Genomic DNA, 24,514 nt, shown 5'->3' on the forward strand with positions numbered 1-24,514 from the left:
CCGCGATTACTAGCGATTCCGGCTTCATGTAGGCGAGTTGCAGCCTACAATCCGAACTGAGAATGGCTTTATGAGATTCGCTTACCCTCGCGGGTTTGCAGCTCTTTGTACCATCCATTGTAGCACGTGTGTAGCCCAGGTCATAAGGGGCATGATGATTTGACGTCATCCCCACCTTCCTCCGGTTTGTCACCGGCAGTCACCTTAGAGTGCCCAACTAAATGCTGGCAACTAAGATCAAGGGTTGCGCTCGTTGCGGGACTTAACCCAACATCTCACGACACGAGCTGACGACAACCATGCACCACCTGTCACTTTTGTCCCCGAAGGGAAGTCCCTATCTCTAGGGAGGGCAAAAGGATGTCAAGACCTGGTAAGGTTCTTCGCGTTGCTTCGAATTAAACCACATGCTCCACCGCTTGTGCGGGCCCCCGTCAATTCCTTTGAGTTTCAGCCTTGCGGCCGTACTCCCCAGGCGGAGTGCTTAATGCGTTAGCTGCAGCACTAAAGGGCGGAAACCCTCTAACACTTAGCACTCATCGTTTACGGCGTGGACTACCAGGGTATCTAATCCTGTTCGCTCCCCACGCTTTCGCGCCTCAGTGTCAGTTACAGACCAGAAAGTCGCCTTCGCCACTGGTGTTCCTCCAAATCTCTACGCATTTCACCGCTACACTTGGAATTCCACTTTCCTCTTCTGCACTCAAGTTCCCCAGTTTCCAATGACCCTCCACGGTTGAGCCGTGGGCTTTCACATCAGACTTAAGGAACCACCTGCGCGCGCTTTACGCCCAATAATTCCGGACAACGCTTGCCACCTACGTATTACCGCGGCTGCTGGCACGTAGTTAGCCGTGGCTTTCTGGTTAGGTACCGTCAAGGTACCAGCAGTTACTCTGGTACTTGTTCTTCCCTAACAACAGAACTTTACGACCCGAAGGCCTTCTTCGTTCACGCGGCGTTGCTCCGTCAGACTTTCGTCCATTGCGGAAGATTCCCTACTGCTGCCTCCCGTAGGAGTCTGGGCCGTGTCTCAGTCCCAGTGTGGCCGATCACCCTCTCAGGTCGGCTACGCATCGTGGCCTTGGTGAGCCATTACCTCACCAACTAGCTAATGCGCCGCGGGCCCATCTGTAAGTGACAGCCGAAACCGTCTTTCCATCTTCTCTCATGCGAGAAAAGAACATATCCGGTATTAGCTCCGGTTTCCCGAAGTTATCCCAGTCTTACAGGTAGGTTGCCCACGTGTTACTCACCCGTCCGCCGCTAATATCAGGGAGCAAGCTCCCATCTATTCGCTCGACTTGCATGTATTAGGCACGCCGCCAGCGTTCGTCCTGAGCCAGGATCAAACTCTCCAATAAAGTGTTTGACTTGCTCATTGTTTTTATAGTGTGTACTCACTTAAATTAAAACGTTGACGTTTCTGCTTTGTTTAGTTTTCAAAGAACTATTTGTTTAAGACAGGACAACATCATATCATCTCATCTTTCATTTTGTCAATAACTTTTTAAAAATAATATCATTGCCTCTAAGACAGAAAATAAAAGAATTTAAGAGTTATATTGAATTTCGTTAACTTTCGTGAAATTTCCAAAAGTGAAAGTGTCTAATTTGCTAGAACTGCGTTAGCAACAAATTAAATATTACTATTTCAGGATACAGAAGTCAACAACTAATTTTAAAAATTATTAATAAAGGATAAATAAAAAACCTGCAGTGCATTAATTACACTGCAGGCTTTTTTCACTTATTTATCAAACTTCAACTTAGCTAAGGCATCAGCAAGTGCTGTATTAATAGGTTCTTCTTTTTTATTCTGATGTTTAAGGTACTTCGATACGTCTTGCTTGGTAGCCTTTTGGTTGTTATTCTTCCCTTTTCTTTTAGTAAAAGAAGATAACTTTTCATGATATCCGCATTTACAAACGAAGGTTTGCGTTTCTCCTTGACCACGCATTTCCATTTTCTTATGACATTGTGGACATCTAGCGTTCGTGGCACGAGACACACCTTTTCGGTAGCCACACTCACGGTCCTGACAAACCAGCATCTTGCCTTTTTTCCCATTCACTTCTAATAAAAGTTTGCCACAATCCGGACATTTACTTCCTGTGATATTATCATGCTTAAATTTCTTATCACTGCTTTTGATTTCTTGGACGATGCTTTTTGCATAATCTCTCATCTCACTGATAAAGGCTTGTTTCGGCAATTTCCCTTTAGCAATGGCTGTCAACTTTTGCTCCCATTGTGCCGTTAGTGCTGGGGAACGTAGCTCTTGCGGGGCTAAATCTAGCAGTTGCTTTCCTTTTGATGTAACATGGAGTTCTTTTCCTTTTTTCTCTATTAAAAAAGAATTAAACAGCTTCTCTATAATATCAGCTCTTGTAGCAACGGTTCCGATTCCACCCGTCTCCCCTATTGTCTTAATCAAATCTTTGCTTTCTCCTGACATAAATCGCGCTGGGTTTTCCATCGCTGAAAGCAATGTAGCTTCATTAAATGGTTCTGGAGGTTTTGTTTCTCCTTGCGTTTCTTTAATAGATGAAACAGAAAGGATCTCTCCCTTTTTGATTGATGGTAGCAATTGTTCAGCAAGACCATCGCTCGCTTCCTCATCTTCAAAGTGAGAATCGTAGACATCTTTCCAGCCCGACTTCAAGACCACTTTCCCTTTGGCTGCAAAGTTTTCCCCGCCAATATTCACTTTGATTGTTGTTTGCTCATATTCAAACGGCGGCATTAGAACCGCTAGAAACCTTTTGACAACTAAATCATATATTTTTGATTCCTTATCGCTTAGTTTCCCAGGAAGCGGTGTTTGCTCAGTAGGAATGATCGCATGGTGATCGGAAACTTTACTATCATCCACAAAAGATTTATTAGCTTTCATAGGACTACGTAGAATTTTAGCTGCATATGGAGCGTAGGGCTTAATACTGACTGCTTGAAGCCGTTCCTTTAATGTATCTACTAAATCTGATGATAAAAAGCGTGAATCTGTTCTTGGGTAGGTTAAAACTTTATGACTTTCGTACAATCCTTGCATAATCGATAAGGTCTCTTTTGCTGAATAACCAAACTTTTTATTCGCATCTCTTTGCAGTTCTGTTAAATCATATAGCTGTGGAGCAAATGATTTTTTATGTGTTTTTTGTACATCCACCACTTCTGCTTTTTTATTTTTCACAGCAGTAAGTACATTCTCTGCCTTTGCTTTATCAAAAGTCCGAATATCATTTGTCTTGCTGTCCTGCCATACGAGGCGGAGCTTAGGTTCAGTCGTTACAGTTACACCATAAAATGGTTTTGGCTGAAACCTTTTAATTTCTTCTTCGCGTGCACCGATCATCGCCACAGTCGGCGTCTGCACCCGCCCGCATGATAATTGGGCATTATACTTTGTCGTTAATGCACGTGTGGCATTCATGCCGACAATCCAGTCCGCTTCTGCACGGGCAACGGCTGAGGCATATAGATTTTCATATTCTTTCCCATCACGCAGTTTGTTGAATCCATCTTTAATCGCTTTATCTGTTACAGATGAGATCCAAAGACGCTTCACCGGCTTTTTTACATTTGCCTTCTCTAGAATCCAACGAGCCACAAGCTCTCCCTCGCGACCAGCATCAGTTGCAATTACAACATTCTTAACGTCAGGACGATTCAGCTGAGTTTTGACAACTTGAAATTGTTTGCCTGTCTGTTTAATAACAACCAACTTCAATGTAGACGGTAACATCGGCAAATCTTCAAGCTTCCACGCCTTATATTTTTCATCATAGGCTTCAGGATCTGCATGGGTCACTAAATGACCGAGCGCCCAAGTTACAATATATTGATCGCCCTCAAAAAAACCATTCCCTTTTTTGTGCGCATTTAAGACCTTTGCTATATCTCTTCCAACTGATGGCTTCTCGGCCAGCACGACAGTTTTACTCATAAAAAAACACCCTTTCAAAATTCCATAATAAGAACAGCATAAAACTCGTCGAAAACCTATACACTTTCTTATTTTTCCTTAAAAAGCTTTACGCCCATTATCTCACAAAATAGCTTGAAGGGCGAAACATCGATTTCCTGGGAATTTTGTCGATAAATCCTTCACTACGAATTCCCATTCAATTCTTCCTGGTGAAGCATAGCAATCTATCAAGGATTTTAGTATGATAAAAAATAGAGTTTTTTACTTTTCATTGGAGGTTCCAAAAGAAATGAGTTTACTTTCTATAGATAAATTAGGCCATTCATTCGGTGATCGTACACTATTCAAAGATGTATCATTCCGTTTGATGGCTGGCGAACATATTGGGTTAGTCGGTGCAAACGGCGTTGGAAAATCAACCATGATGAACATCATCACAGGACAGTTGATTCATGATACTGGACGCGTGGAATGGACACCAGGTACCGAATACGGATATTTAGATCAACATACCGTCCTTACAAAAGGAAGATCTATGCGTGATGTGTTACGAGATGCTTACCTTCCTTTATTCGAACAGGAAAGATTATTGAATGAAGTAACGGAAAAAATGGGAACTGCCACTCCAGAGGAATTGGAAGATCTACTCGAACAAATGGGGAAGATTCAAGATAAGCTAGAAGCTGGCGGTTTTTATACTTTAGATATCAAGATTGAAGAGGCTGCCCGCGGCCTTGGCTTGGATGCCATCGGTCTCGATCGTGATGTCGCTTCCTTGAGCGGTGGCCAGCGAACAAAAGTATTATTAGCTAAGCTCTTGCTCGAACAACCTGAGGTCCTTTTACTCGATGAGCCAACCAACTACCTTGATGTAGAGCATATTCGCTGGTTAAGCAGTTACTTAAAAGAATACCCACATGCTTTTCTTTTAATTTCCCATGATACAGAGTTTATGAACGGTGTAGTGGATATAATTTTCCATCTTGAATTTTCTAAGCTGACTCGTTATACAGCTACTTATGAAAAATTCCTTGAACTTGCGGAAATTAATAAGAATCAACATATCAGTGCCTATGAAAAACAAAAAGATTTCATTAAAAAGCAAGAAGACTTCATTGCCAAAAACAAAGCTCGTTACTCGACATCTGGTCGTGCGAAAAGCCGCCAAAAGCAACTTGAGCGTATTGAACGAATCGATCGTCCTGAAACAGCTATGAAACCAACATTCGATTTCAAGGAATCACGCGGTAGCAGCCGCTTTGTCTTCGAAGGGGAGAATCTTGAAATCGGCTATGATCACCCACTTCTTCCAAAACTAACAATGACGATTGAACGCGGTGAAAAAATTGCAGTTGTCGGCATGAATGGTGTTGGAAAATCAACATTATTAAAAACCATTCTCGGGAAAATCGAACCACTTAGCGGAAAACGAAGCCTCGGAGACTTCCTTTTCCCTTCTTATTTCGAACAAGAAGTAAAGGCTGGAAACACAACGCCGATTGATGAAATTTGGAATGCTTTCCCTGGCTTAGAACAAGCACAAGTGCGCGGTATTCTTGCTCGCGTTGGTTTGAAAAATGAACATATCACCCGCCCAATGAATCAACTAAGCGGTGGAGAGCAATCAAAGGTACGTATTTGTAAATTGATGATGAACGAAAGCAATTGGCTCATTTTTGACGAGCCGACGAATCACCTAGATGTTGTAGCTAAAGAAGAATTACAACGTGCGATGAAGGCATATAAAGGAACTATTGTCCTGGTCTGCCATGAACCTGATTTTTATGAAGATTGGGTGACAAAAGTCTGGAATGTTGAAGACTGGGTGGACAATAACGAAGCACAGGCTTAATGTTTATATAAAAGGGGCGTCTCAAAAAGCACAGGGTCAGACCCTTATGAGACACTCTCGTTTTTCACCTTAACAAAAAGGCTCCCCTTATTTTAATAAGGAGGAGCCCTTTTCACGATTATCTAACGGCCTCTGTTGTTTTCAATTGAGCCCCTAAAAACTTCGCCAATTCAAGCATGCCATACTTCCCAGCTGCCTTCTCAGCGTCTGAATTATAATTGGTATTCGTATTCACATCATATGTAAATATCTCACCTTTTTCATTGCGGATAAATTCGATGCCAGCAACGGTAATTTGATTTGCCTTCAAAAATTGTTCATATTTTTCAATGATTGGTTCATTAAACCCTTCGACAATTTGGAATTTCGGCTTTTCTTCTACTTCCTCTCCCACTGGGCAGAATAGATCACCGATTTGACAAGCATCAGCAGGACATAGTTCAAAGCCTTCTGAAGTATCCACTTGAACCGCATAGACAAATTTACCACCAACAAACTCACAGCGCGTAATAAATGGTTCTGGGGCTTTAATATATTCTTGGATCAAGGTAATGCCATCTACAGGTTCTTCGAATGTTGGTCCATCCAAATATTGCTTTAGCCCTTCTATAGAATGGAATAATTGAACACCTAGCCCTTTTCCTGCACGATTATGCTTAGTAATAAACGAAGCAGTTCCTATCTTTTCAGCTGCTTGGAGAATGTTTTCCTTACCGATTGCCGCAATCGTTTTTGGTACGGTAATCCCTTGTTTTCTTAAAGCAGTATACTGGTTAATCTTGCTTAGCTCTAAGCGTAAAGCACGCGTACCATTAAATACGGTTCGATCGTGCTCTTCCAACCATGATAAGACACCTTCCGTTAATTCCGGAGCATAACGATGACCTCTTGTATGAGAAGAAGCGCTCATTCGGCTATAAAATACTCCTTCTGGCGGGGCTTCCGTCAAATCGACGATTCCATTATCAAGATGCCATTCCTCATATGGCAATTGGAGTTCCTCTAACCGTTTCGTTAAATGAGTGGTCCACTCGCTGTTTTCATGAATAACGTAAATTTTACTCATTTTATTGCCTCCTAAAATAGTCTTTTTGTTTATATTTTAACTCTTGAACGTTTTTCTTCAACGAGCGGCATTACTTGTTTAGCAAATCGCTCCATTTCCTCAAGCTGTGGTGAGAATTGCAACAACAATAAATCTACTCCCACTTCTTCAAAGGCAAGAATTTGGTCAGCAATTTGGTCAGGTGTTCCAATGAGATTTGGACGTAGCCCACGATTTGAAACGGAGTAGTCGAATAGCTTGACCTGTTGCTCAAGCTGTGACTTGCTGACAAAATCGTTATATCCGGCATAGCCACTTGATTCTTTCACATCCGTAATTCGGGCTAACTCTTCCTGGGCTTGTTCTTCTGTATCTCGGCAAACGACGTAAGCAGCCATTCCGAAGCTTGAAAATGGTGATTTCCCTGCTGCTTCTCTTTGCTGTTTCATCCCTTGAATTTTCACTGCCACTTCCTCAACTGTTCCACCATGCATGACATATGCATCACATTGATTGACGATGGTTTGCTTGCCACGTTCGCTCTCTCCACCAGCATAAAGAATCGGATTCGGGCGCTGTACAGGCTTCGGATGCAAATGAGTATTGGCAATGGAATAATATTTTCCATCGTAGGAGAATGTATCTTCTGTCCACAACCCTTTAAGGACCTCGATGAATTCTTCTGTTCGCTCATAGCGTTCATCGTGAGCTGTAAAAGTTCCTCCATACTGACGAGCCTCTTCTTCCCACCATGCAGAGACAACATTCAATGTAAAACGGCCGTTTGAGATTTGGTCAATATTCGCCGCCATTTTTGCCGTTACCGCTGGGTTATGAAAACCAGGTCGGACAGCTGTCATAATTTCAATTTTCTCTGTCACAGCAGCAAGGGCAGCAGCCGTAGACCACGCTTCAAGTGAATCACTTTCCGGACCCTTAATATCATTTAAATTGAGTTCAGCAACAAGTGTTGTATCATAGCCCCAATTTTCTGCAGCCTGCGTTACCTTTTTTGCATATTCAAAAGTTGGGGGCATCTTCTCATCTTCCACATTTCGTAGCCATCCGCCGAATATCGGCAACCAATAACCGTATCTCATTTTCCTATCTCCTCTATGATAAAATTAATACTCTTTCTTTGATAAGACAAAAAAACTTCTCCGATAAGAAGAAGTTTGCATATGCATTCCACCTTATCTGCCAGAGCCATTACTCCGCTGGAATTAGCACCGCACTGACAATTGTCAACGGTTGCCGGGCTTCAAAGGGCCAGTCCCTCCACCTCTCTTGATAAGAACATATTAAATTGTGGTAATAATTAGAATAATCTTATATTAAAACACTAGTATTAGTCAAGACAAATGTTAGCATAAATTAAGAATCGGTACGACTGAACAACATAAACATTCATGAGCGTCTGCTCTAAAATCCAACGATGAAAAAGACTTAAGGCTCTTACCTCCTTAAGTCTCTCTGTTTTGCTTAATATCCTAGTATAGGAGTATTGACGCCATATGTGAATGAGCGTTGACATTAGCACATCCTATACAAATTCTACAATCAAAAAACAAGCAATAAGCACTTCTCGTCAACTCACTTGACTATACACGATAGAGAGGGGTGTTGCCTTAGGTATTCAAATCCCTTGTCTCTTTTCCGCCACGAGTGTATACGTTTTTGGCAATCCAATATCATGCATCTTATGATTCGGCTCCTCTTCAAGCACCTTGATAACGAGCCCTGATTTCCCAACTGCCGTAACAAGCTCTCCGATTGTCCACTTTCGCTGCACCACTTGTGATAGTTTTCCTTGTTCACCGTCCGGCATATGTTTGAAGAATGCAACATCGGTTGATTCAATCGTAGGATCAAAGTAATTCCCGGTGACTTTATGCTTTTTTCCTGATGAAGTAATCAGCTTGGTAGAAATCGGATGAAATTCATGCAATATAAATTGGCCCCCTGGCTTTAAGATGGCTTGAATCTTATCCATTAACGGTGCTAAATCGATTAGATAATGCAAAACGCCAAGTTCCATCAAAACTAGGTCATGGTCATTATTAGCATGGTCCTTAGTTAACGATAGGACATCAGATATTATATAGTCCACTGAAACTTGTGCTGCTTCGGCCAACGCCTTAGCAAATGCTGCGTTTTCCCGTGAAAAATCGACGACCTTTACCTCAGCTCCAAGCGCAGCTATTGCTACAGCTTTCACTCCATTTGAGCCCATCAGATGCATCACTTTTTTTCCATGAACATTCCCCATATACCGGTAAAATGGCTGTAGACGCCATTTTGGATTATGGAGGATTTTGGGCGCAAGTTGTTCAGGCTCTCCGTAGCGATTCACTAAGGCAACATAATTATTCTGATTCCAAGCGGCTTCGTTTTCCTTGGTAAAACCTTGCTGCACTCCCGCTAAATACGTATGGATCTGATTAGCGTACACAGCCATCTCTTCGTCATAAAAATAGCTATAAAGGGATTGGCACCACAATTCTGTTTCTTCAGTTATCATTGAAATCCGATAAGGATTGGTCTTTATTGTCGTATTATACCTGCAAGCAACTCGAATGAACTGGTCATCCAAACTAAATTGAAACGATGCATACTCAGGCGTTTTTGTAGGTTGAGATGGTGAATAGGCGGTAAATAGCCGGTGAGCCTCATTAAATAAATCCCACTGAACATCAACAGTCATTTCAATTGGTTCTTGTATTGAAACGCCTTGAATCAGCAATGCCGCTGCATAAGTAAATTGATAAGGGATACTTTCCCCCTCTAATAAACGACCTACCTCTATTGCAGTTTGTATGTTTGTTGATTTCATAAATCCTCCAAATTTCCGATAAAGTGAAACTTCCATCAACGCAAGATTTTTCCATCCCCGTTGCTGGTTAGTTAAAATAGGTTAATATTCCCTTTTCATTCATTGTTTTTATTTGGGAAAAGGGGGCCGATTAGCGAAAAGCTATCATGTATCCCTGCTCATGTCACCTTAATAGAGTTAATTTTATTTTTTAACGAATTTCTCTCCGTACTCGTCGTACCATATCCGTTTTTCTCACTCCACCAAAGAATGTTTAAAGGCATATATAACCGCCTGTGTGCGATCTTGAACACCAAGTTTACTTAAAATGCTGCTCACGTGCACTTTGGCTGTTTTTAAAGCGATAAACAGCTCATCTGCAATTTCCTGATTTGCTTTTCCCTGAGCCATTAGAAGTAATATTTCCATTTCCCGATTGGTCAATGATTCATGAGCAGCTGTTTCTGATTTCTTCCTCATCTTCGCCATCATTTTCCCGGTAACTTCTGGTTCAAGCACGATTTGACCATGAAATGTAGAACGCACAGCATTAGCGATTTCACTCGCTTTTGAAGTTTTCAGCATATAGCTAGTTGCACCAGCTTCCAAAGCTGGATACACCTTCTCATCATCCAAAAAGCTTGTTACGATAATAATCTTTGCCTCTGGCCATTGTTCTATGATCAATCTAGTTGCTTCGATCCCATCCATTTCCTTCATGACCAAATCCATCAGGATAATATCAGGTCGCAATTCAAGCGCCATTTTCACACCTGTTGCACCATCATCAGCTTCACCAATCACTTGAATATCTGCCTGTGCCGACAAATACGCCGATACGCCAATTCGAACCATTTCATGATCATCTATAAAAATGACATTAATCACCTTGCTCACCTCCAGCATTTAGCATCGGTATTTTCACTTCAAGTCTTGTTCCTTTATTCAAAAGGCTAATCACCTTCAAGCTTCCACCTACTTCAACTGCCCGTTCATACATGTTGTTCATACCATATGAGCCAGCTTTATTCGCTTCTACGTCAAAGCCAACTCCATCATCAACAATCCGTAAGATTAACAAACCATCACGCTCAATCAATAAAACTTCCAACGAATTTGCCTTCGCATGACGTAATGTATTAGAAACAGATTCTTGGAGAATTCGAAACAGATGGTCTTCAATCCCTTTCTTCAACGGAATAGGCTCAAGCTTCCATTTCACCTTCATTGGCACCTTTTGCGACAATTCCACAAGCAATTCCTCAATTCCTTCTTGAAGAGATTTATCATGAAGCGGTACGGGGCGTAAATGTAAGAGCAACGCCCTCATCTCAAGCTGTGACTGATGAATCATGCTCTCAACCATTCTCAGCTGCTTAGCACTGCTGGTATCTTCATCACCGTTTGATTCAGTAATTGCAGACATGAGCATCGATGCTGCAAATAATTGCTGGCTAACAGAATCATGTAGCTCGCGGGCTAATCGGTTTCTTTCTCTCACAACCATCTCTTGAATTCTTTTCTCCTGATCTTCTGCTTTATCATTTGCCAGCTTCTGTGATAATTTAGTTTGTTCAGAAACTTGGTGATGCACCCGGACAATTTGTTTAGAAATCGTCGTTAATTCCAAAACAGAGTAGTTTTCATTGCTGGATGGTGGTCGTCCTTGTTCTACGAAATAAAGCTCGTCACTAATCTCTTTTAACTGCCGTTTCCAAGACAATCCTGTTACGAGGCCACATCCAATTCCGATCAGGACAATCAAGCTAATATAAAACAAAATAAATGGTAGATCCATCACTTTTGTTTCCCACAACATCGCCCAGTTGTTCAATGGAAATGAAAAAAACAGTCCTACTGTTAACACAAGACCAATCAAAAATGCTACACCCATAGAAGCTGCAATTTGCCGCGTTACGATATTCATACTCGCTTCACCTCAATATCGCCCACGACTACTGAAGTGATGAGATGGATTCTTTGGTCCGCCGCTTCAAATTCTGCTGTTTGGTATGAAAGAATTTGATTGTATACCTTTGTTTCTTGTTTTTGAAAAATGACTGCTCTTCCTGCAATGACAGAATGATGAATTCTGACTTCGGTATCATATGGGACAAGTACTTGAAGATTACCAACAAAGCTTTGAATAGAAATGACCACTTCACCTTTCGGGAGGATAGTGTGACTTAAATCAATAATCGTATCGCCGATTCCACGTTGAATATTAATATTATTCCATTCATAAACATCATCTGTTGTCTTCTGATGCCCCATCAGTTTATTTTCAAACAAATACTCTTTTTTCAATAAAGGTTCTGACTCAATCTGCTCCTTTTTTTGTTCAGGCTCCATTAAATACGGTTTTACCCACTCTGGGTTTTTCTTCGATTGGAAATATACAAGCAAGATATAAACAAATATAGCAAAAACAAAAAACTTAAAAATCATCATATTTAATACAATAACAACTGAACTGACAATCCCGATTAAATATAAAATTTTCCCCACAGAGCGTGGAGATAGTTTTCTACCGATATACAGACAACCAGTTGCTAAAGCAAGCGAGTAAATGAGACCTCCATCAAAGAAGACGAGTTCAGATATAAGTAGGATGATACCAATGAGAAATATCCAGCCTAAGTATTCTGTTTTCAGTTGTTTAAACATAGGGATCTCCTCCGTTAGCTGTCTCGTTCGATTCTATTAATTTGCTGTCATCCGCCACCTATATAGGAGATGAAGGTTTTTCAACAATTTAAGATAGAACGAATGAGGGAATCTCATAAAGGTCTGACCTCACTCTCTAAATCAGTACATAGTGTTTCACACATGTATCTTATACTGTCTTTAGAAGTTGTGGGGTCTGACTCTTTACTTGAGACACCCTCATTTAGAATACCATGAGTTTTATATGAAGGAAAAGGGGACATAGTTTCGTTCACTTAAAGAGAGCAATTCATTAAAGTTACATTACCTATTCCTTCTCTATATTTGATGGTATTAAATATGTTTTATGATATTGATTGCGCATCTTTATTTTTCAGATCCTTTTCCAACTGAATAATCTTTGCGTCAATTGTGTTGCGGTGGTAGGATGAGTTAATCCCGTGTTCCAGCCGGTCCAAATAGCTTTCCATTTCTTCAAATTTAGCAATCGGCTTATTAGAATAAACAGTCGTATCTAAAACTGTATTAATACGGTGATGTGCACGTGCTATGTTTTCACGCCCCATTAACTCCATGCGTTTTATGCTCATATCTTTTAGTTTATGCTTCATTTCACGATACTTTTGTTCAAGCTCACTTAATTGCTTTTCATTTTCTTGAAGTGCCTCTTTAAGACGTACAGCCCGCTCTGCGTATTGTTGACTTTCTATATCCGCAAAGTTTTGCAACTCACTTTCTCCTGCTTGCTCAGCAATCCCCGCTTGATGCTTTCGTTTTTCTGCAAGATCTGTCGCTTCTTGAAGCTCTTTTTGAAATTCATTTTTTAATAGATATTGGCGTTCTACCATTTTACGTACTTTTTCAGTTTCAGCCTCACATTGGCGTAAGTACTGATTTAATAAAGCGATCGGGTTCTTTTCTTCTTTTTTATCTAATATTTCATGAAAATCTGCAGTAATTGTTTGCTTAATTCTTGAGAATAAGTTGGTCATTTGAATTCCTCCTAATAATTGGGGCGGGTTCTCCGCCACCTTGTTATTCATAGCTAAGCTAAGCAACTTTAATGTATTTCACTGTTCACCTTTGCGCATAATGCAGTAATTGTTTTTCTTATTTTTTTAAATTGGCCCATTGCTTTTCAAAATTTGTAAATGGATCATCACTTTCTTCGATGATCGTTTCTTTTGATTTATTCCATTTGCGGTACACAACAAAGAGAATGTACGCTGCCACGAGGCCTAATACTGAAGGGAAACTTGAGATAGCAAAACTTAAGGCAATTAATAGGACGACCACCCAGGCAATTTTTGCAAATACTGATTCTGCACTTAGTAATTGTTTGAAACTATAATACAGAATCCCTAAAGAGATAGCTAAACCGATGAGTGGCCCTACATTTGCAAGCAAAATGAGTGCTGCAATCGCCCCCACTGTAAACAATCCGAATTTTTTCACTTTATTTTCCTCCTTTCGTCATTTCGTATTACTAGCATATCTTGTTTTCAAATTCCCCATAACGAGCTAGAGGTATATTTTTAAGTACGTCTTAAGGCGTATATTTTCTAGGCAGGACAAAAGAGCGTACCACAAGAGAAAAAGGTCCGATCCCGTACCTACTAAATACAGTATTAAATGCGTATATTCTGCACTATATACTGTATAAAGAGGACAAGATCAGACCCTTATAACATCTTCTTTACTATCTAGATCGTCGATTGCTTTTTCCTTTTGATGAAGAAATACGAGTAGAAGCAGTTGAATCTTGAGGACCCCTGCCTTCGCCCCCACGCTTTCTTCCGCTTTCTTTCTTCGTTCCTTTACTCTCTATTCCATGACGCTTGTTGTAATCTTGACGCGCATTATTCCCTTGAAAGCGTTTTGGCTTACGTGGAGCTTCTGTTGCTTCATTCACTTTAATCCCTTCGATTCTTCTTCGCTCCAATTTCAATTGAATCCCGTTTTCTATTTCCATCAGTTCATCTTCATCCTTTGCCGCGACAAAGGTAACTGCCAAACCATGTTCGCCAGCGCGTCCTGTACGCCCAATCCGATGAATATAGCTTTCTGTATCTTCTGGAATATCATAATTAAACACATGAGTAACCCCTTCAACATCCAGCCCCCGTGCAGCTACATCTGTAGCCACCAATACTTGAATCGCGGCATCACGGAAACTCTTCATCACCCGTTCTCTTTTCGCCTGGGACAGATCTCCGTGCAATTCATCCACATTGTATCCTGCACTTTTCAATGCATCATGCAGTTTAGATACTCTGCGCTTTGTTCTGCAAAAAACAATAGCCAAGAATGGACGCTCTTCATCAATCATTTTAAACAACGTTGCCTGCTTGGCACGGTCTGTTGTTTCGATGACAACCTGACGAATCTCTTTAACGGTCACACCTTCACTTTTAACCGATATCGTAACTGGACTTTGCATAAAACGCTTCGAGAGCTGTTTCACCTGATCAGGCATGGTTGCTGAAAACAATAAGGTTTGTCTCTCATGTGGAAGATGCTCGATAATTTCTTCTACCTCTGGCAAAAACCCAATATGGAGCATTTGGTCAGCTTCGTCCAACACAAGCTTGTCAACCTGCGAAAGATCAATCGTTCCACGTCTCGTATGATCAAGAAGCCTACCCGGAGTCGCTACGACAACAGAAATACCCCGTTCAAGCTTTTTCATCTGACGCTCTACGTCTTGTCCCCCGTATACGGCCAAAACAGTTAAGCCCTCAATATTGTCTGCAAACTTCTGAAGTTCTGCAGTAATCTGCAGCGCAAGCTCTCTTGTCGGCGTAACAATTAACGATTGAATATGTCGAGCCTCGAGATCCACTGTTTCAATAATAGGAAGTAAAAACGCTAATGTTTTTCCTGTTCCCGTTTGCGCCTTTGCTATGACATCTTTTTTTGCAATAATTTCTGGAATTGCTCGTTCTTGAATTATTGTTGGTTCATGAATTCCGTTCTGGTTTAACATCTGTTCAATTGTTAAACGAATCCCAAGTTCCGTAAATTTCATTTCACACCTGCCTACTCTCCGTACATTTTTAGTTAAAATACTTATGCCAGTATACCATTTCTTCAGTTTGATATTGTCTTATAAATAGTATGCATAAGCATTATTTTTAGGAAACAAATAATTGCGCTATCATTCACAACCTACCTTATATAAAATTATAGATTAGCAAATGCTAGGTTTTTTGGGGCTTTGCTTACGAAAGCTTCACATATTATTCCCCTTCTTGACCGATCTTAAAACGGAAAAAGGAGGTTTCATTTTGCGAGGATTATAATTGTTCAAAGAAATACAACGAGAATGGAGAAATATCGATTGATTACTTTCTTTTTAACGTTAGCCACATGATCGCTGTCAATCTAGCAATTTTTACAGGTGAGGGAGTTCTGTTTATACAGCTATTCCTATTTTGGAAATCCAGACAACAAGGAAGGTGCCCCTAACACAAGGGTCTTCCCCCCACCCACTATGAACAGTTCAAATTAAGTGCATGTACCACTTATAAACCGTCCATAGAGTATGAGATCAGACCCTCTTTGGACACCCTCGTTATTTATTCATCTGCGCAAGAAAATCACCTAATAAATCATCAAGACCTTCTTGATCACTTTCTTCTTGGGACTCTGTTTCTTGATTCATCCGACTCCAATCAAAGTCATCGTCTAAATCAAGTTCAGGTTCCTTTTCTTGATTCTGTATTTCTTCTTCGTTCATCTCAAGTTTTACTGAAGCAGCTGGTTCCTCTTGTAAGTACAGGGCATCTTCAATATCAAGTGCGCTGCTATTCAAAGAAGCAAACAGAGAAGTTGCCCGAAGCGGATCTGTTAAAAGCTGGTAGAGAATACTCCCAAGTAAAGCTTCGGAGTGTGTGTGCTTCAACCAATCCCGTTGTGCTTTACTTAATTTATGAGGCAGAGGAATCGCAATCATTTCTTGATCTTGGAATGTTGTACGTCCTACGCTTTCCATTACATATTCTGCAATCGTGCTAGAAAAGTTGCGTTTTTCTGTCTCCTTTAATTTTTGCAATTGCCTTAATGTGTGATCTGGAGCATCAGAAGGAATTCGGAAGGTAATCGCTTGTCCCCTTTGAATACTTGAAGTTGGTTTTTTCATTCATTACACCTATTTAGTAGATCCTGCTTTTTGCTCTTGCTTTTTACCTTCTACTTTTGAGTTTTTCCTTACAAAATCAGTTATCAATTTGTAATACGCATTGGACATCATCCAGATGCTTTCTTTCTCATCTTCAAAGAAATCAATGTTATAGCCATCTAAATGGTTATTCAATGTTTTCAAATAATCCTTCAATACGATGGAACCGCCGCCTACAAAATAGCAAATTTCTGTTTGTGAGTTTTTTTGCCAAACATTACGGAGATGACGGTATTGTTTTTTTGCCAGTTCTCCAAGAATTCGATCAGTAATATCATGAACACTCGTTCTTGAACCGCGAACCATAATGTGATTACGATCATTTTTCTTTGTAATAATTTCAACTACGTCACGTCTGCTATCAAGCTCAACACCGTGCTTTTTACGAATTTCCTCACGAATGGCTTCCAGTGCCTCTGCTACACCGAGGTTAAAGCCCTGCGCTTTATCATCATCCACTTTACGATTTTTAATCACAGCGATATCTGTAGATAATCCACCAATATCCTGAATTAATATTTGTTTGTCTATTAAGTCTCTATTAATAATGTTTGAATGGTTATCCATCACAAGGTTGATATACGCTGCAAACCCTTCCGGATACACCTTCACTTCATCAAATTTAATATTTACTTTCAACCCTTGATATTTAGGAGTTATTAAAAACTCTACCTGATGAACAGAGCCAATAAGTTTAGAACGGTACCCAACGTCTTTTCCTTCTTTCACTTCACGAAGCGGTAATCCTGTTCCGAGAGTATAGTTTGCATCTATTACATTATTTGTTTTTTTGAAAACAGCGGCTTGATTTTCATTGACTGCATCAAGCGCTAATGCAGCAAACAACATAATAAGCGTTTGATCTTCCTCTGATTTACTGCTCCCTGGATCTAATTCAAAGGGATTATCACTTTTCGTTGCCAAACTGCCAACCCGATAAATCGCATTATTCTCAAGAAGAGCAGGGGAGTGAACCCGAATGTGAATTCCTTCGATAGGATCCTGTTGATCAAGTTCCTCTATTCCAATGACTGGTCGATCCTCAATATCACGAGCAATAACGTTCGGGATATAGAGTTCTGAATCCATCTTTCCAAATATAGCTTTGATTGCATCATTTCCTACATCGACTGCAGCGGTTCTTGTCGTACTCATCTAACCAATCCCTTCTACTCACTCTGTGTATGTAATGAAGTTATTACATCTATTTAAGGATATGAAAGTTTAAGAGATTGGTCAATAACCCAATAGACGCAAATTCAAGATTTCCCCCGCATGCATTGTTGTATACAACACTATTAAATATGTACACATCCCTCTAAATCAACATGTGTACATATTTGTATACAAGTAAACGAATTTTGTACACATTGTTTACAATTTTGTTTACTTGTACACCGAATTGTAAACAATAATCCTTTTTCCTTAAATTCGATTATTATTGACCGAATCGGGTTAATAATACTCCCTCCCCTTCTTATCATAAATATCATTTTAAAAATAATGTGTATAATCCAATAAATCTGGGCATGGTAATAATTGGCGGAAGTTAGGCACGGGTATTACCTTTTCCCCTACACGGATTGCTGCTTGTACATAGGAGAGCTTCACAAATTTTACACGTTTTAATTTAGATGATTAGGAGGCAACATTCCATGCCAAACCCAAATAAACATTATTATGATTTACCTAAATTCCCTGAACCTTATTGGCGAGATCATCTCTCCTTTCCAGATTTCCCAAAGCTTACTCAAGATATAGAAACAGATGTCGCTATAGTTGGCGGAGGAATTGCCGGTATCACGACCGCTTACCTACTTGCGAAAGAAGGCATACGAACGGTTCTAATCGAAGCAGGCTCTATTTTGACAGGAACGACCGGACATACTACCGCGAAGATTACCGCACAACATGGCTTAATTTATGATCAACTCATTACAGATCACGGTGAAGAAAAGGCAAAGTTATATTATCAAGCGAATAAAGAAGCCATGGATTTCATTAAGCAAACGGCTGAAACACATGATATTGACTGTGATTTAACTATGGAAGATGCATATGTTTATGCTGAAACTGATGAATATGCTAGTAAAATTGAACGTGAAATGAAAGCCTACGAAAGGCTTGGAATTCCTGGTGAATATACGAATACCATTCCTTTTTCTGTTCCGTGTCAAGCTGCAATCATCATGAAAAATCAGTACCAATTCCACCCATTAAAATATCTAACCGGCCTTCTCCCTCTTATAACAAATGCTAAAGGAGCAATTTTTGAACATACAACAGCCATGAAAGTTGAAGTTGGGGAAAGACCAGTAATTATTACAGGTAATGGGGCAAAAATAGCTTGTAAATATGTAGTCACGGCTTCACATTTTCCTTTTAATGACGAAATGGGTCTTTATTTTGCAAGAATGCACGCTGAGCGTTCCTATGTATTAGCTGTTAAAACAAAGAATGATTTCCCTGGTGGGATGTATATTAGTGCGGACACTCCATCGAGAACATTCCGTTATACCACTATAAATGGGGAAAAGCTTGTTCTTATAGGAGGAGAAACACATAAAACAGGGCAAGGGATTTCAATGATGGAACATTACGAAGCTGTTCATGACTTTGCAGAAAAGCATTTTGGAATTAACGGCATTCCTTATCGCTGGTCAGCTCAGGACTATGTAACTCCTGATCATCTACCATATATCGGGCGTATAGCGTCTAATCATCCAAACGTCCTGGTTGCAACAGGTTTTGCCAAATGGGGAATAACGAAAGGAACTATAGCTGCAAAAATCATGACAGATGAGATCATGAACGAGGACAATCGCTATGCAGAGCTCTTTAGCCCTTCACGTTCACAATGGAAAGGTGCAGAAAATATTGTAAAAGATAATCTTGATGTTGCCAAACACTTAATCCAAGGGAAATTTGCTATGGTGTCTAAATTGCCTGAGGATTTAACGAATGACGAAGGAGCCATTGTTAGGGTTAACGGGGACAAGGCAGGATGCTACCGGGACACGGAAGGAACTTTGCATATTGTTGACTCTACCTGTACCCATATGGGCTGTGAAGTAGAATGGAACAGCGGAGACCGTACTTGGGACTGCCCTTGCCACGCTTCTCGATTCTCAATCGCTGGTGAAGTTTTAGAAGGTCCGGCAGTTGAGCCGTTAAAACAAATTATATTGGAATAACCCTCGGCTTAAGAATATGAAGGGAGTGTCGCATAAGGGTCTGGCCCTTTGTTTTTGGGACACCCCCCTTTTATTCTTTAAAAAAAGCATGTTCCCCTGACGATAATCGTATCTTAAATAGATAGAAATATCTCAGAAAGGATGTGTTCTTACACATGAATTACGGGTCTTTCCCTCCTTTTCAAGATAAAACCAACCAACATTCACATGAATGCCCAAACAAATTAACCGTCATCGGAGAAGCAACCATTCAAGCTTCTCCGGATCAGGCAATTATTACATTAGGTGCAATTACAGAAAATAAGGACCCCACCATAGCTCAACAACAAAATGCTACAGCCATGGCTAATATTCTGAAGGGTTTAGCTTCACTTGGCATTCCAGATGATCAAATTAAGACGAAAGAATATCGAATGGATCCGCAATATGATTATCTGGATGGTAAAGAAATTTTTAGAAACTATAAAGTACATCACATTTTGGAAATACGAACCAAAAATATCGATCGAGTTGGCAGCATGATTGACACTTCCATCAAAAATGGCTCCAATTCTGTTTCAAATATTCGCTTTTCATTATCTCAGCATGATATGTATTATAATCAAACACTTGAACTTGCCCTACAAAACGCTAAACAAAAAGCATTAGCATTAGCAAAGGCTGCTGACGTTACTCTGCAGCAGATTCCCGAAATCATTGAAGAAATCCCTGCTGGACCACTACCAGTTCTCTATCAAACCAGCTTTGTAGCAAAGGCTGCCTCCACACAGATCCAACCTGGTGAATTAGAGATCAAAGCGATTGTCAAAGTCATTTATACGTTTCACTAATCTTTAAAATACAACCGTTTTGTTATGATGAACAATGATTCGATCCTCAAGATGCCATCTGACTGCACGCGCCAATACCCGTCGCTCGATGGAACGGCCGATTTTCTTCATGTCATCCGCATGATCGCGATGATCAACTCGATCGGTATCTTGCTCAATAATCGGCCCTTCATCGAGGTCATTGGTTACATAATGTGAAGTTGCTCCAATTAGTTTTACTCCACGATCATAAGCGCGTTCATACGGCCTTGCTCCAATAAATGCCGGTAAAAAGGAATGATGAATATTAATAATCCGATTTGGGTGGGCTGAGACAAATTCTGGAGTTAAAATTTGCATATATCTTGCCAAAACTATCAAATCCACCTCATATTCCTCAAGAAGCTTTAGCTGCTTAGCCTCAACCTCTTTACGAATGTCCCTATTAGCCGGTAGATAATAAAACGGAATGTGAAGAGATTCAACGATTTCACGAGCATCTTCATGATTACTGATAACCAGCGCAATATCTGCCAGTAAATCTCCACTTTGCCATTCCCAAAGCAATTCCAGCAAACAATGGGGCTCTTTTGAAACAAAAATCGCGATTTTCTTAAGGTCACTGACATTGGTATATGTCCATTCCATTGAAAACTGATCCGCAATCGTTTCAAAGGCTTCTGTCATCCCCATAGCTTTCTTCTCTAGCTCCGGGCACTCAAATTCAATTCTTGTAAAAAACGTACCACCATTAGGGTCCATCGAATATTGACTTAATTCGATGATATTCGCTTCAAAATTTTGTAAAAAAGAAGATACAGCTGCAACAATACCTGGCTGATCGGGACATTTTATCATAAGTCTACCTGTATTTTTTTTATTTTCCTTAAATGTAGGTAAGTGATCTTGAGCAAATGGTGTCATTAGTTATTCCAACTTTCTTTACTAGATTTGCTCTATTATACTTCATTCCTGTAGCTGAACAAAGTGAATAATTATAGAAAGAGCAGGACAATTAGTAGGTCCTAACGATTATTCCACTCCTTTACTTTCTGATATTTCCATAAAATCGTTCTTGAAAATAGGATTAAGGCACGTACTCCTGTATAAAGGGTCTCAAAAAAACGAAGCGGTTGTATAGGCCAAGGGAAGAATAAATGAGGAATTCATTTGAATTAAGCGTCTTTTTGAGGAACTCACGCTAAAAAACAGAAGGTACATAATCTGTCTTCATTCAGGGTATTCCCTGCTTATTTGGAAAAGATATGAATAAGGAGCGTATGGACGACCGATAATGAACGCATGTACAATCACAATTGGCGCAATCCATGGAAAAAAATCTGTATTTATGGTATATATGAAGATAAAATTAAATGTAAAGTATACGAGTTTATATATGAAAGAGGTCGAACTTAATTGGAACATAATTCTTCAAATTTTATTAGGAATATTATTAAAGAAGATTTAGAGACAGGAAAGCATGATCACGTCATCACTCGCTTTCCACCTGAGCCTAACGGATATTTACACATTGGACATGCTAAATCAATCATTTTGAACTTTGGTGTAGCGGATGAATTTGGCGGAAAAACCAATCTGCGTTTCGATGATACGAATCCGCTGAAAGAAGATATAGAGTACGTAAATTCCATCAAAGAGGATGTAAAATGGCTCGGCTACGACTGGGATAACCTCTTCTTTGCTTCCAATTACTTCGATGAAATGTACGACCGCGCTGTTTTATTAATCAAGAAGAGCTTAGCTTATATTGATGATTTAAACGCTGATGAAATTCGCGAATACCGAGGGACCTTAACTGAGCCTGGGAAGAACAGCCCGTATCGTGATCGGTCGATTGAAGAAAATCTGGATCTTTTTGAAAAAATGCGCAATGGCGAATTTGCAAACGGTGAAAAAGTTCTCCGTGCAAAAATCGATATGACTTCTCCGAATATTAACCTTCGTGACCCCGTCATTTACCGAATCGCACATGCCGAACACCATAACACAGGCGACAAATGGTGTATCTATCCAATGTACGCTTTCGCTCACCCACTTGAGGATGCGATTGAAGGCGTGACACATTCCATTTGTACCCTTGAATTCGAAGACCAACGTCCACTTTATAACTGGGTTGTCGAGCAATGTGAGATGGCAAGTATCCCACAACAATATGAGTTTGGACGTTTGAACCTGACCAATACCGTAATGAGTAAACGTAAACTGAAGCAACTTGTCGATGAAGGCGTTGTGGATGGATGGGACGACCCTCGTATGCCAACAATCTCAGGGTTAAGAAGACGTGGTTATACACCTGAAGCCATTCGTGCTTTCTGTTATGAAATCGGTGTATCAAAAGCATATGGAACCATTGACAGTCAAGTTCTCAATCATTTCGTTCGTGAAGATTTGAAGCTAAAAGCACCTCGGACAATGGGAATCTTAAAACCGCTTAAAGTGGTCATTACAAATTACCCAGAAGGCCAAGTAGAGTGGCTTGAAGCAGAAATCAATCCGGAAAATCCAGAAATGGGTACAAGACAAATTCCATTCTCTCGTGAGATTTATGTGGAACAAGATGATTTCATGGAAAATCCACCGAAGAAATACTTCCGACTTTTCCCAGGCAATGAAGTTCGCTTGAAGCATGCTTATTTTATTAAGTGTGAGGAAGTTATTAAAGACGAAGAAGGCAATGTAGTTGAGCTTCGCTGCACATATGATCCGGAAACGAAAAGTGGCTCTGGATTTACTGGCCGCAAAGTAAAAGGAACCTTGCACTGGGTGGATGCTACCCATGCAGTACCAGCGGAATTCCGTAATTACCAACCATTAATTCTTGATGAAGAGCCTAATGAAGAGGAAGAAGAAAAAACATTCCTTGAACTTATAAACCCTCATTCACTTGAGATTTTACAAGGGTTTGTTGAGCCAAATATGAAAGATATTCAACCGCAAGATAAGTACCAGTTCTTCCGTCACGGCTATTACAATGTAGATCCAAAACATACAACAGAGGGACATCTGGTCCTGAACCAAATCGTTGAATTGAAAAGCTCATTTAAACTATAAAATAAAAAGAAGAGGATGTCTCAAAGGGTCTTGTCCTCACACTCTATACACCGTTTATTCTGTCATTTACGCGAAATATAAACGATATATAGCAGATGTGGGGTCTCGGCCCTGCATGTGGGGCAGCCTCTTTCCTTTTATTTCTGACTATCTGAATACGAAAATTACAGATAAGAAAGTAATTTACGATGTTTCATCTACTTATTTTACTGACTTTAACCCCAGATTGCTCCAACCCAGCTGAAATAAACTGAGCTACCTCGACCGCATGCTCCCCGTCACCATGAATGCAAACTGTGTCTGCTTGGATTATGAAGTCTGTTCCTTGGGCGGTTTTCACCTTATTCTCCAGAACCATCTTCAGCACCTGACCGACCGCAAGCTTAGGATCTGTAATCAATGCATCAGCATCTTTTCTAGGAGTTAATGAGCCATCCTGTTGGTACGTCCGATCAGAGAAAACTTCCGAAGCAGTATGTAGTCCGATTTTCTCTCCTGAGTTAATGAGTTCACTACCAGCCAACCCAAACAATATAAGCTCTGGATCTACCTGATAAACGGCTTCTGCGATTGCATCAGATAAAGCTGCGTTTTTCGCTGCCATATTATAAAGAGCTCCATGTGGTTTTACATGCGCAAGCTTCCCCCCCTCCGCTTTTACAAATGCAGATAGCGCACCAATTTGATACAATACAAGATCGCTTATCTCTTTAGGGGTCAAGCTCATTTCCCTTCTACCAAAACCAACTAAGTCTTGAAAACCTGGATGAGCGCCAATACCAACATTCTTCTCTAAAGCTAACTTCACTGTTTTTCTCATCGTAGAAGGATCGCCTGCGTGAAAACCGCAAGCAATGTTTACAGAGCTAACATAATTTAGTATTTCCTCATCTCTCCCCATCCTATATGTACCAAAGCTTTCGCCCATATCACAGTTTAAATCTACCTTAAACAT

The 24,514-nt window shown here is 40.3% G+C and carries 18 protein-coding genes, 1 rRNA gene and 1 riboswitch (1 of these 20 only partly in view); of the genes, 4 read left to right on the forward strand and 15 right to left on the reverse strand.

The window, feature by feature from the left end; all coding sequences use genetic code 11:
* Both AC625_RS23065 and AC625_RS23070 read right to left on the reverse strand, forming a co-directional pair.
* Positions 1-1,364 (reverse strand): 16S ribosomal RNA (locus AC625_RS23065) (it extends 209 nt beyond the left edge of the window).
* Positions 1,365-1,750: 386 nt separating this feature from the next.
* Positions 1,751-3,946: a DNA topoisomerase III gene (locus AC625_RS23070; protein ID WP_049683392.1), complete on the reverse strand. Its 2,196-nt coding sequence runs from the start codon at positions 3,944-3,946 to the stop codon at positions 1,751-1,753.
* 271 nt (positions 3,947-4,217) lie between these two features.
* Between AC625_RS23070 and AC625_RS23075 the strand changes: the two genes are divergently transcribed.
* Entirely contained in the window at positions 4,218-5,780 is a 1,563-nt protein-coding gene (locus AC625_RS23075) for an ABC-F family ATP-binding cassette domain-containing protein (protein ID WP_049683393.1), read from the forward strand.
* A 118-nt stretch (positions 5,781-5,898) separates the two neighbouring features.
* Here AC625_RS23075 and AC625_RS23080 read toward each other — a convergent pair whose 3' ends face one another.
* The 11 genes from AC625_RS23080 to AC625_RS23130 form a co-directional block, all read right to left on the reverse strand.
* On the reverse strand, positions 5,899-6,846 hold the full coding sequence (locus AC625_RS23080) for an ATP-grasp domain-containing protein (protein ID WP_049683394.1): 948 nt from the start codon (positions 6,844-6,846) through the stop codon (positions 5,899-5,901).
* Positions 6,847-6,875: 29 nt separating this feature from the next.
* Positions 6,876-7,925, reverse strand: a complete 1,050-nt coding sequence (locus AC625_RS23085) for an LLM class flavin-dependent oxidoreductase (protein ID WP_049683395.1) — start codon at positions 7,923-7,925, stop codon at positions 6,876-6,878.
* A gap of 90 nt (positions 7,926-8,015) precedes the next feature.
* Positions 8,016-8,122: riboswitch (SAM riboswitch) on the reverse strand.
* 339 nt (positions 8,123-8,461) lie between these two features.
* Positions 8,462-9,658: a class I SAM-dependent methyltransferase gene (locus tag AC625_RS23090; protein WP_245645070.1), complete on the reverse strand. Its 1,197-nt coding sequence runs from the start codon at positions 9,656-9,658 to the stop codon at positions 8,462-8,464.
* Positions 9,659-9,892: 234 nt separating this feature from the next.
* The gene (locus AC625_RS23095; protein ID WP_049683396.1) at positions 9,893-10,525 is read right to left on the reverse strand and encodes a response regulator; all 633 of its coding nucleotides are present in this window, start codon (positions 10,523-10,525) and stop codon (positions 9,893-9,895) included.
* Positions 10,518-11,564, reverse strand: a complete 1,047-nt coding sequence (locus tag AC625_RS23100; RefSeq protein ID WP_049683397.1) for a sensor histidine kinase — start codon at positions 11,562-11,564, stop codon at positions 10,518-10,520. The genes AC625_RS23095 and AC625_RS23100 overlap by 8 nt, the downstream gene beginning before the upstream one ends.
* Entirely contained in the window at positions 11,561-12,304 is a 744-nt protein-coding gene (liaF, locus tag AC625_RS23105) for a cell wall-active antibiotics response protein LiaF (RefSeq protein WP_049683398.1), read from the reverse strand. Before liaF ends, AC625_RS23100 begins: the two co-directional genes overlap by 4 nt.
* A 344-nt stretch (positions 12,305-12,648) precedes the next feature.
* Positions 12,649-13,296: a PspA/IM30 family protein gene (locus AC625_RS23110; RefSeq protein ID WP_049683399.1), complete on the reverse strand. Its 648-nt coding sequence runs from the start codon at positions 13,294-13,296 to the stop codon at positions 12,649-12,651.
* A 118-nt stretch (positions 13,297-13,414) separates the two neighbouring features.
* A complete protein-coding gene (locus AC625_RS23115) occupies positions 13,415-13,759 on the reverse strand; it encodes a lmo0954 family membrane protein (RefSeq protein WP_049683400.1) in 345 nt (114 codons plus the stop codon).
* Between the two features lie 244 nt (positions 13,760-14,003).
* Positions 14,004-15,332 (reverse strand): DEAD/DEAH box helicase, encoded by a 1,329-nt coding sequence (locus AC625_RS23120; protein WP_049683401.1) that lies wholly within the window; start codon positions 15,330-15,332, stop codon positions 14,004-14,006.
* Positions 15,333-15,878: 546 nt separating this feature from the next.
* The gene (locus AC625_RS23125) at positions 15,879-16,445 is read right to left on the reverse strand and encodes a hypothetical protein (RefSeq protein ID WP_049683402.1); all 567 of its coding nucleotides are present in this window, start codon (positions 16,443-16,445) and stop codon (positions 15,879-15,881) included.
* 9 nt (positions 16,446-16,454) lie between these two features.
* Positions 16,455-17,639 carry a ParM/StbA family protein gene (locus AC625_RS23130; RefSeq protein ID WP_049683403.1) on the reverse strand — a complete coding sequence of 395 codons (1,185 nt, stop codon included), beginning with the start codon at positions 17,637-17,639 and terminating at the stop codon, positions 16,455-16,457.
* A gap of 500 nt (positions 17,640-18,139) precedes the next feature.
* Between AC625_RS23130 and AC625_RS23135 the strand changes: the two genes are divergently transcribed.
* Entirely contained in the window at positions 18,140-19,678 is a 1,539-nt protein-coding gene (locus tag AC625_RS23135; protein WP_049683404.1) for an FAD-dependent oxidoreductase, read from the forward strand.
* 155 nt (positions 19,679-19,833) lie between these two features.
* The gene (locus tag AC625_RS23140) at positions 19,834-20,508 is read left to right on the forward strand and encodes an SIMPL domain-containing protein (RefSeq protein ID WP_049683405.1); all 675 of its coding nucleotides are present in this window, start codon (positions 19,834-19,836) and stop codon (positions 20,506-20,508) included.
* A 3-nt stretch (positions 20,509-20,511) separates the two neighbouring features.
* Here AC625_RS23140 and purU read toward each other — a convergent pair whose 3' ends face one another.
* Positions 20,512-21,411, reverse strand: a complete 900-nt coding sequence (gene purU / locus AC625_RS23145) for a formyltetrahydrofolate deformylase (RefSeq protein WP_049683406.1) — start codon at positions 21,409-21,411, stop codon at positions 20,512-20,514.
* A 492-nt stretch (positions 21,412-21,903) separates the two neighbouring features.
* On the opposite strand from purU, the gene AC625_RS23150 reads away from it, so the two are divergent.
* The gene (locus tag AC625_RS23150) at positions 21,904-23,559 is read left to right on the forward strand and encodes a glutamine--tRNA ligase/YqeY domain fusion protein (RefSeq protein WP_049683407.1); all 1,656 of its coding nucleotides are present in this window, start codon (positions 21,904-21,906) and stop codon (positions 23,557-23,559) included.
* 193 nt (positions 23,560-23,752) lie between these two features.
* Here the strand turns inward: AC625_RS23150 and AC625_RS23155 are convergent, their stop codons facing one another.
* Positions 23,753-24,514, reverse strand: coding sequence for a LamB/YcsF family protein (locus AC625_RS23155; RefSeq protein ID WP_049683408.1), 762 nt, complete (start codon positions 24,512-24,514; stop codon positions 23,753-23,755).

This window comes from Peribacillus loiseleuriae (assembly GCF_001183985.1).
GTDB lineage: Bacteria > Bacillota > Bacilli > Bacillales > DSM-1321 > Peribacillus > Peribacillus loiseleuriae.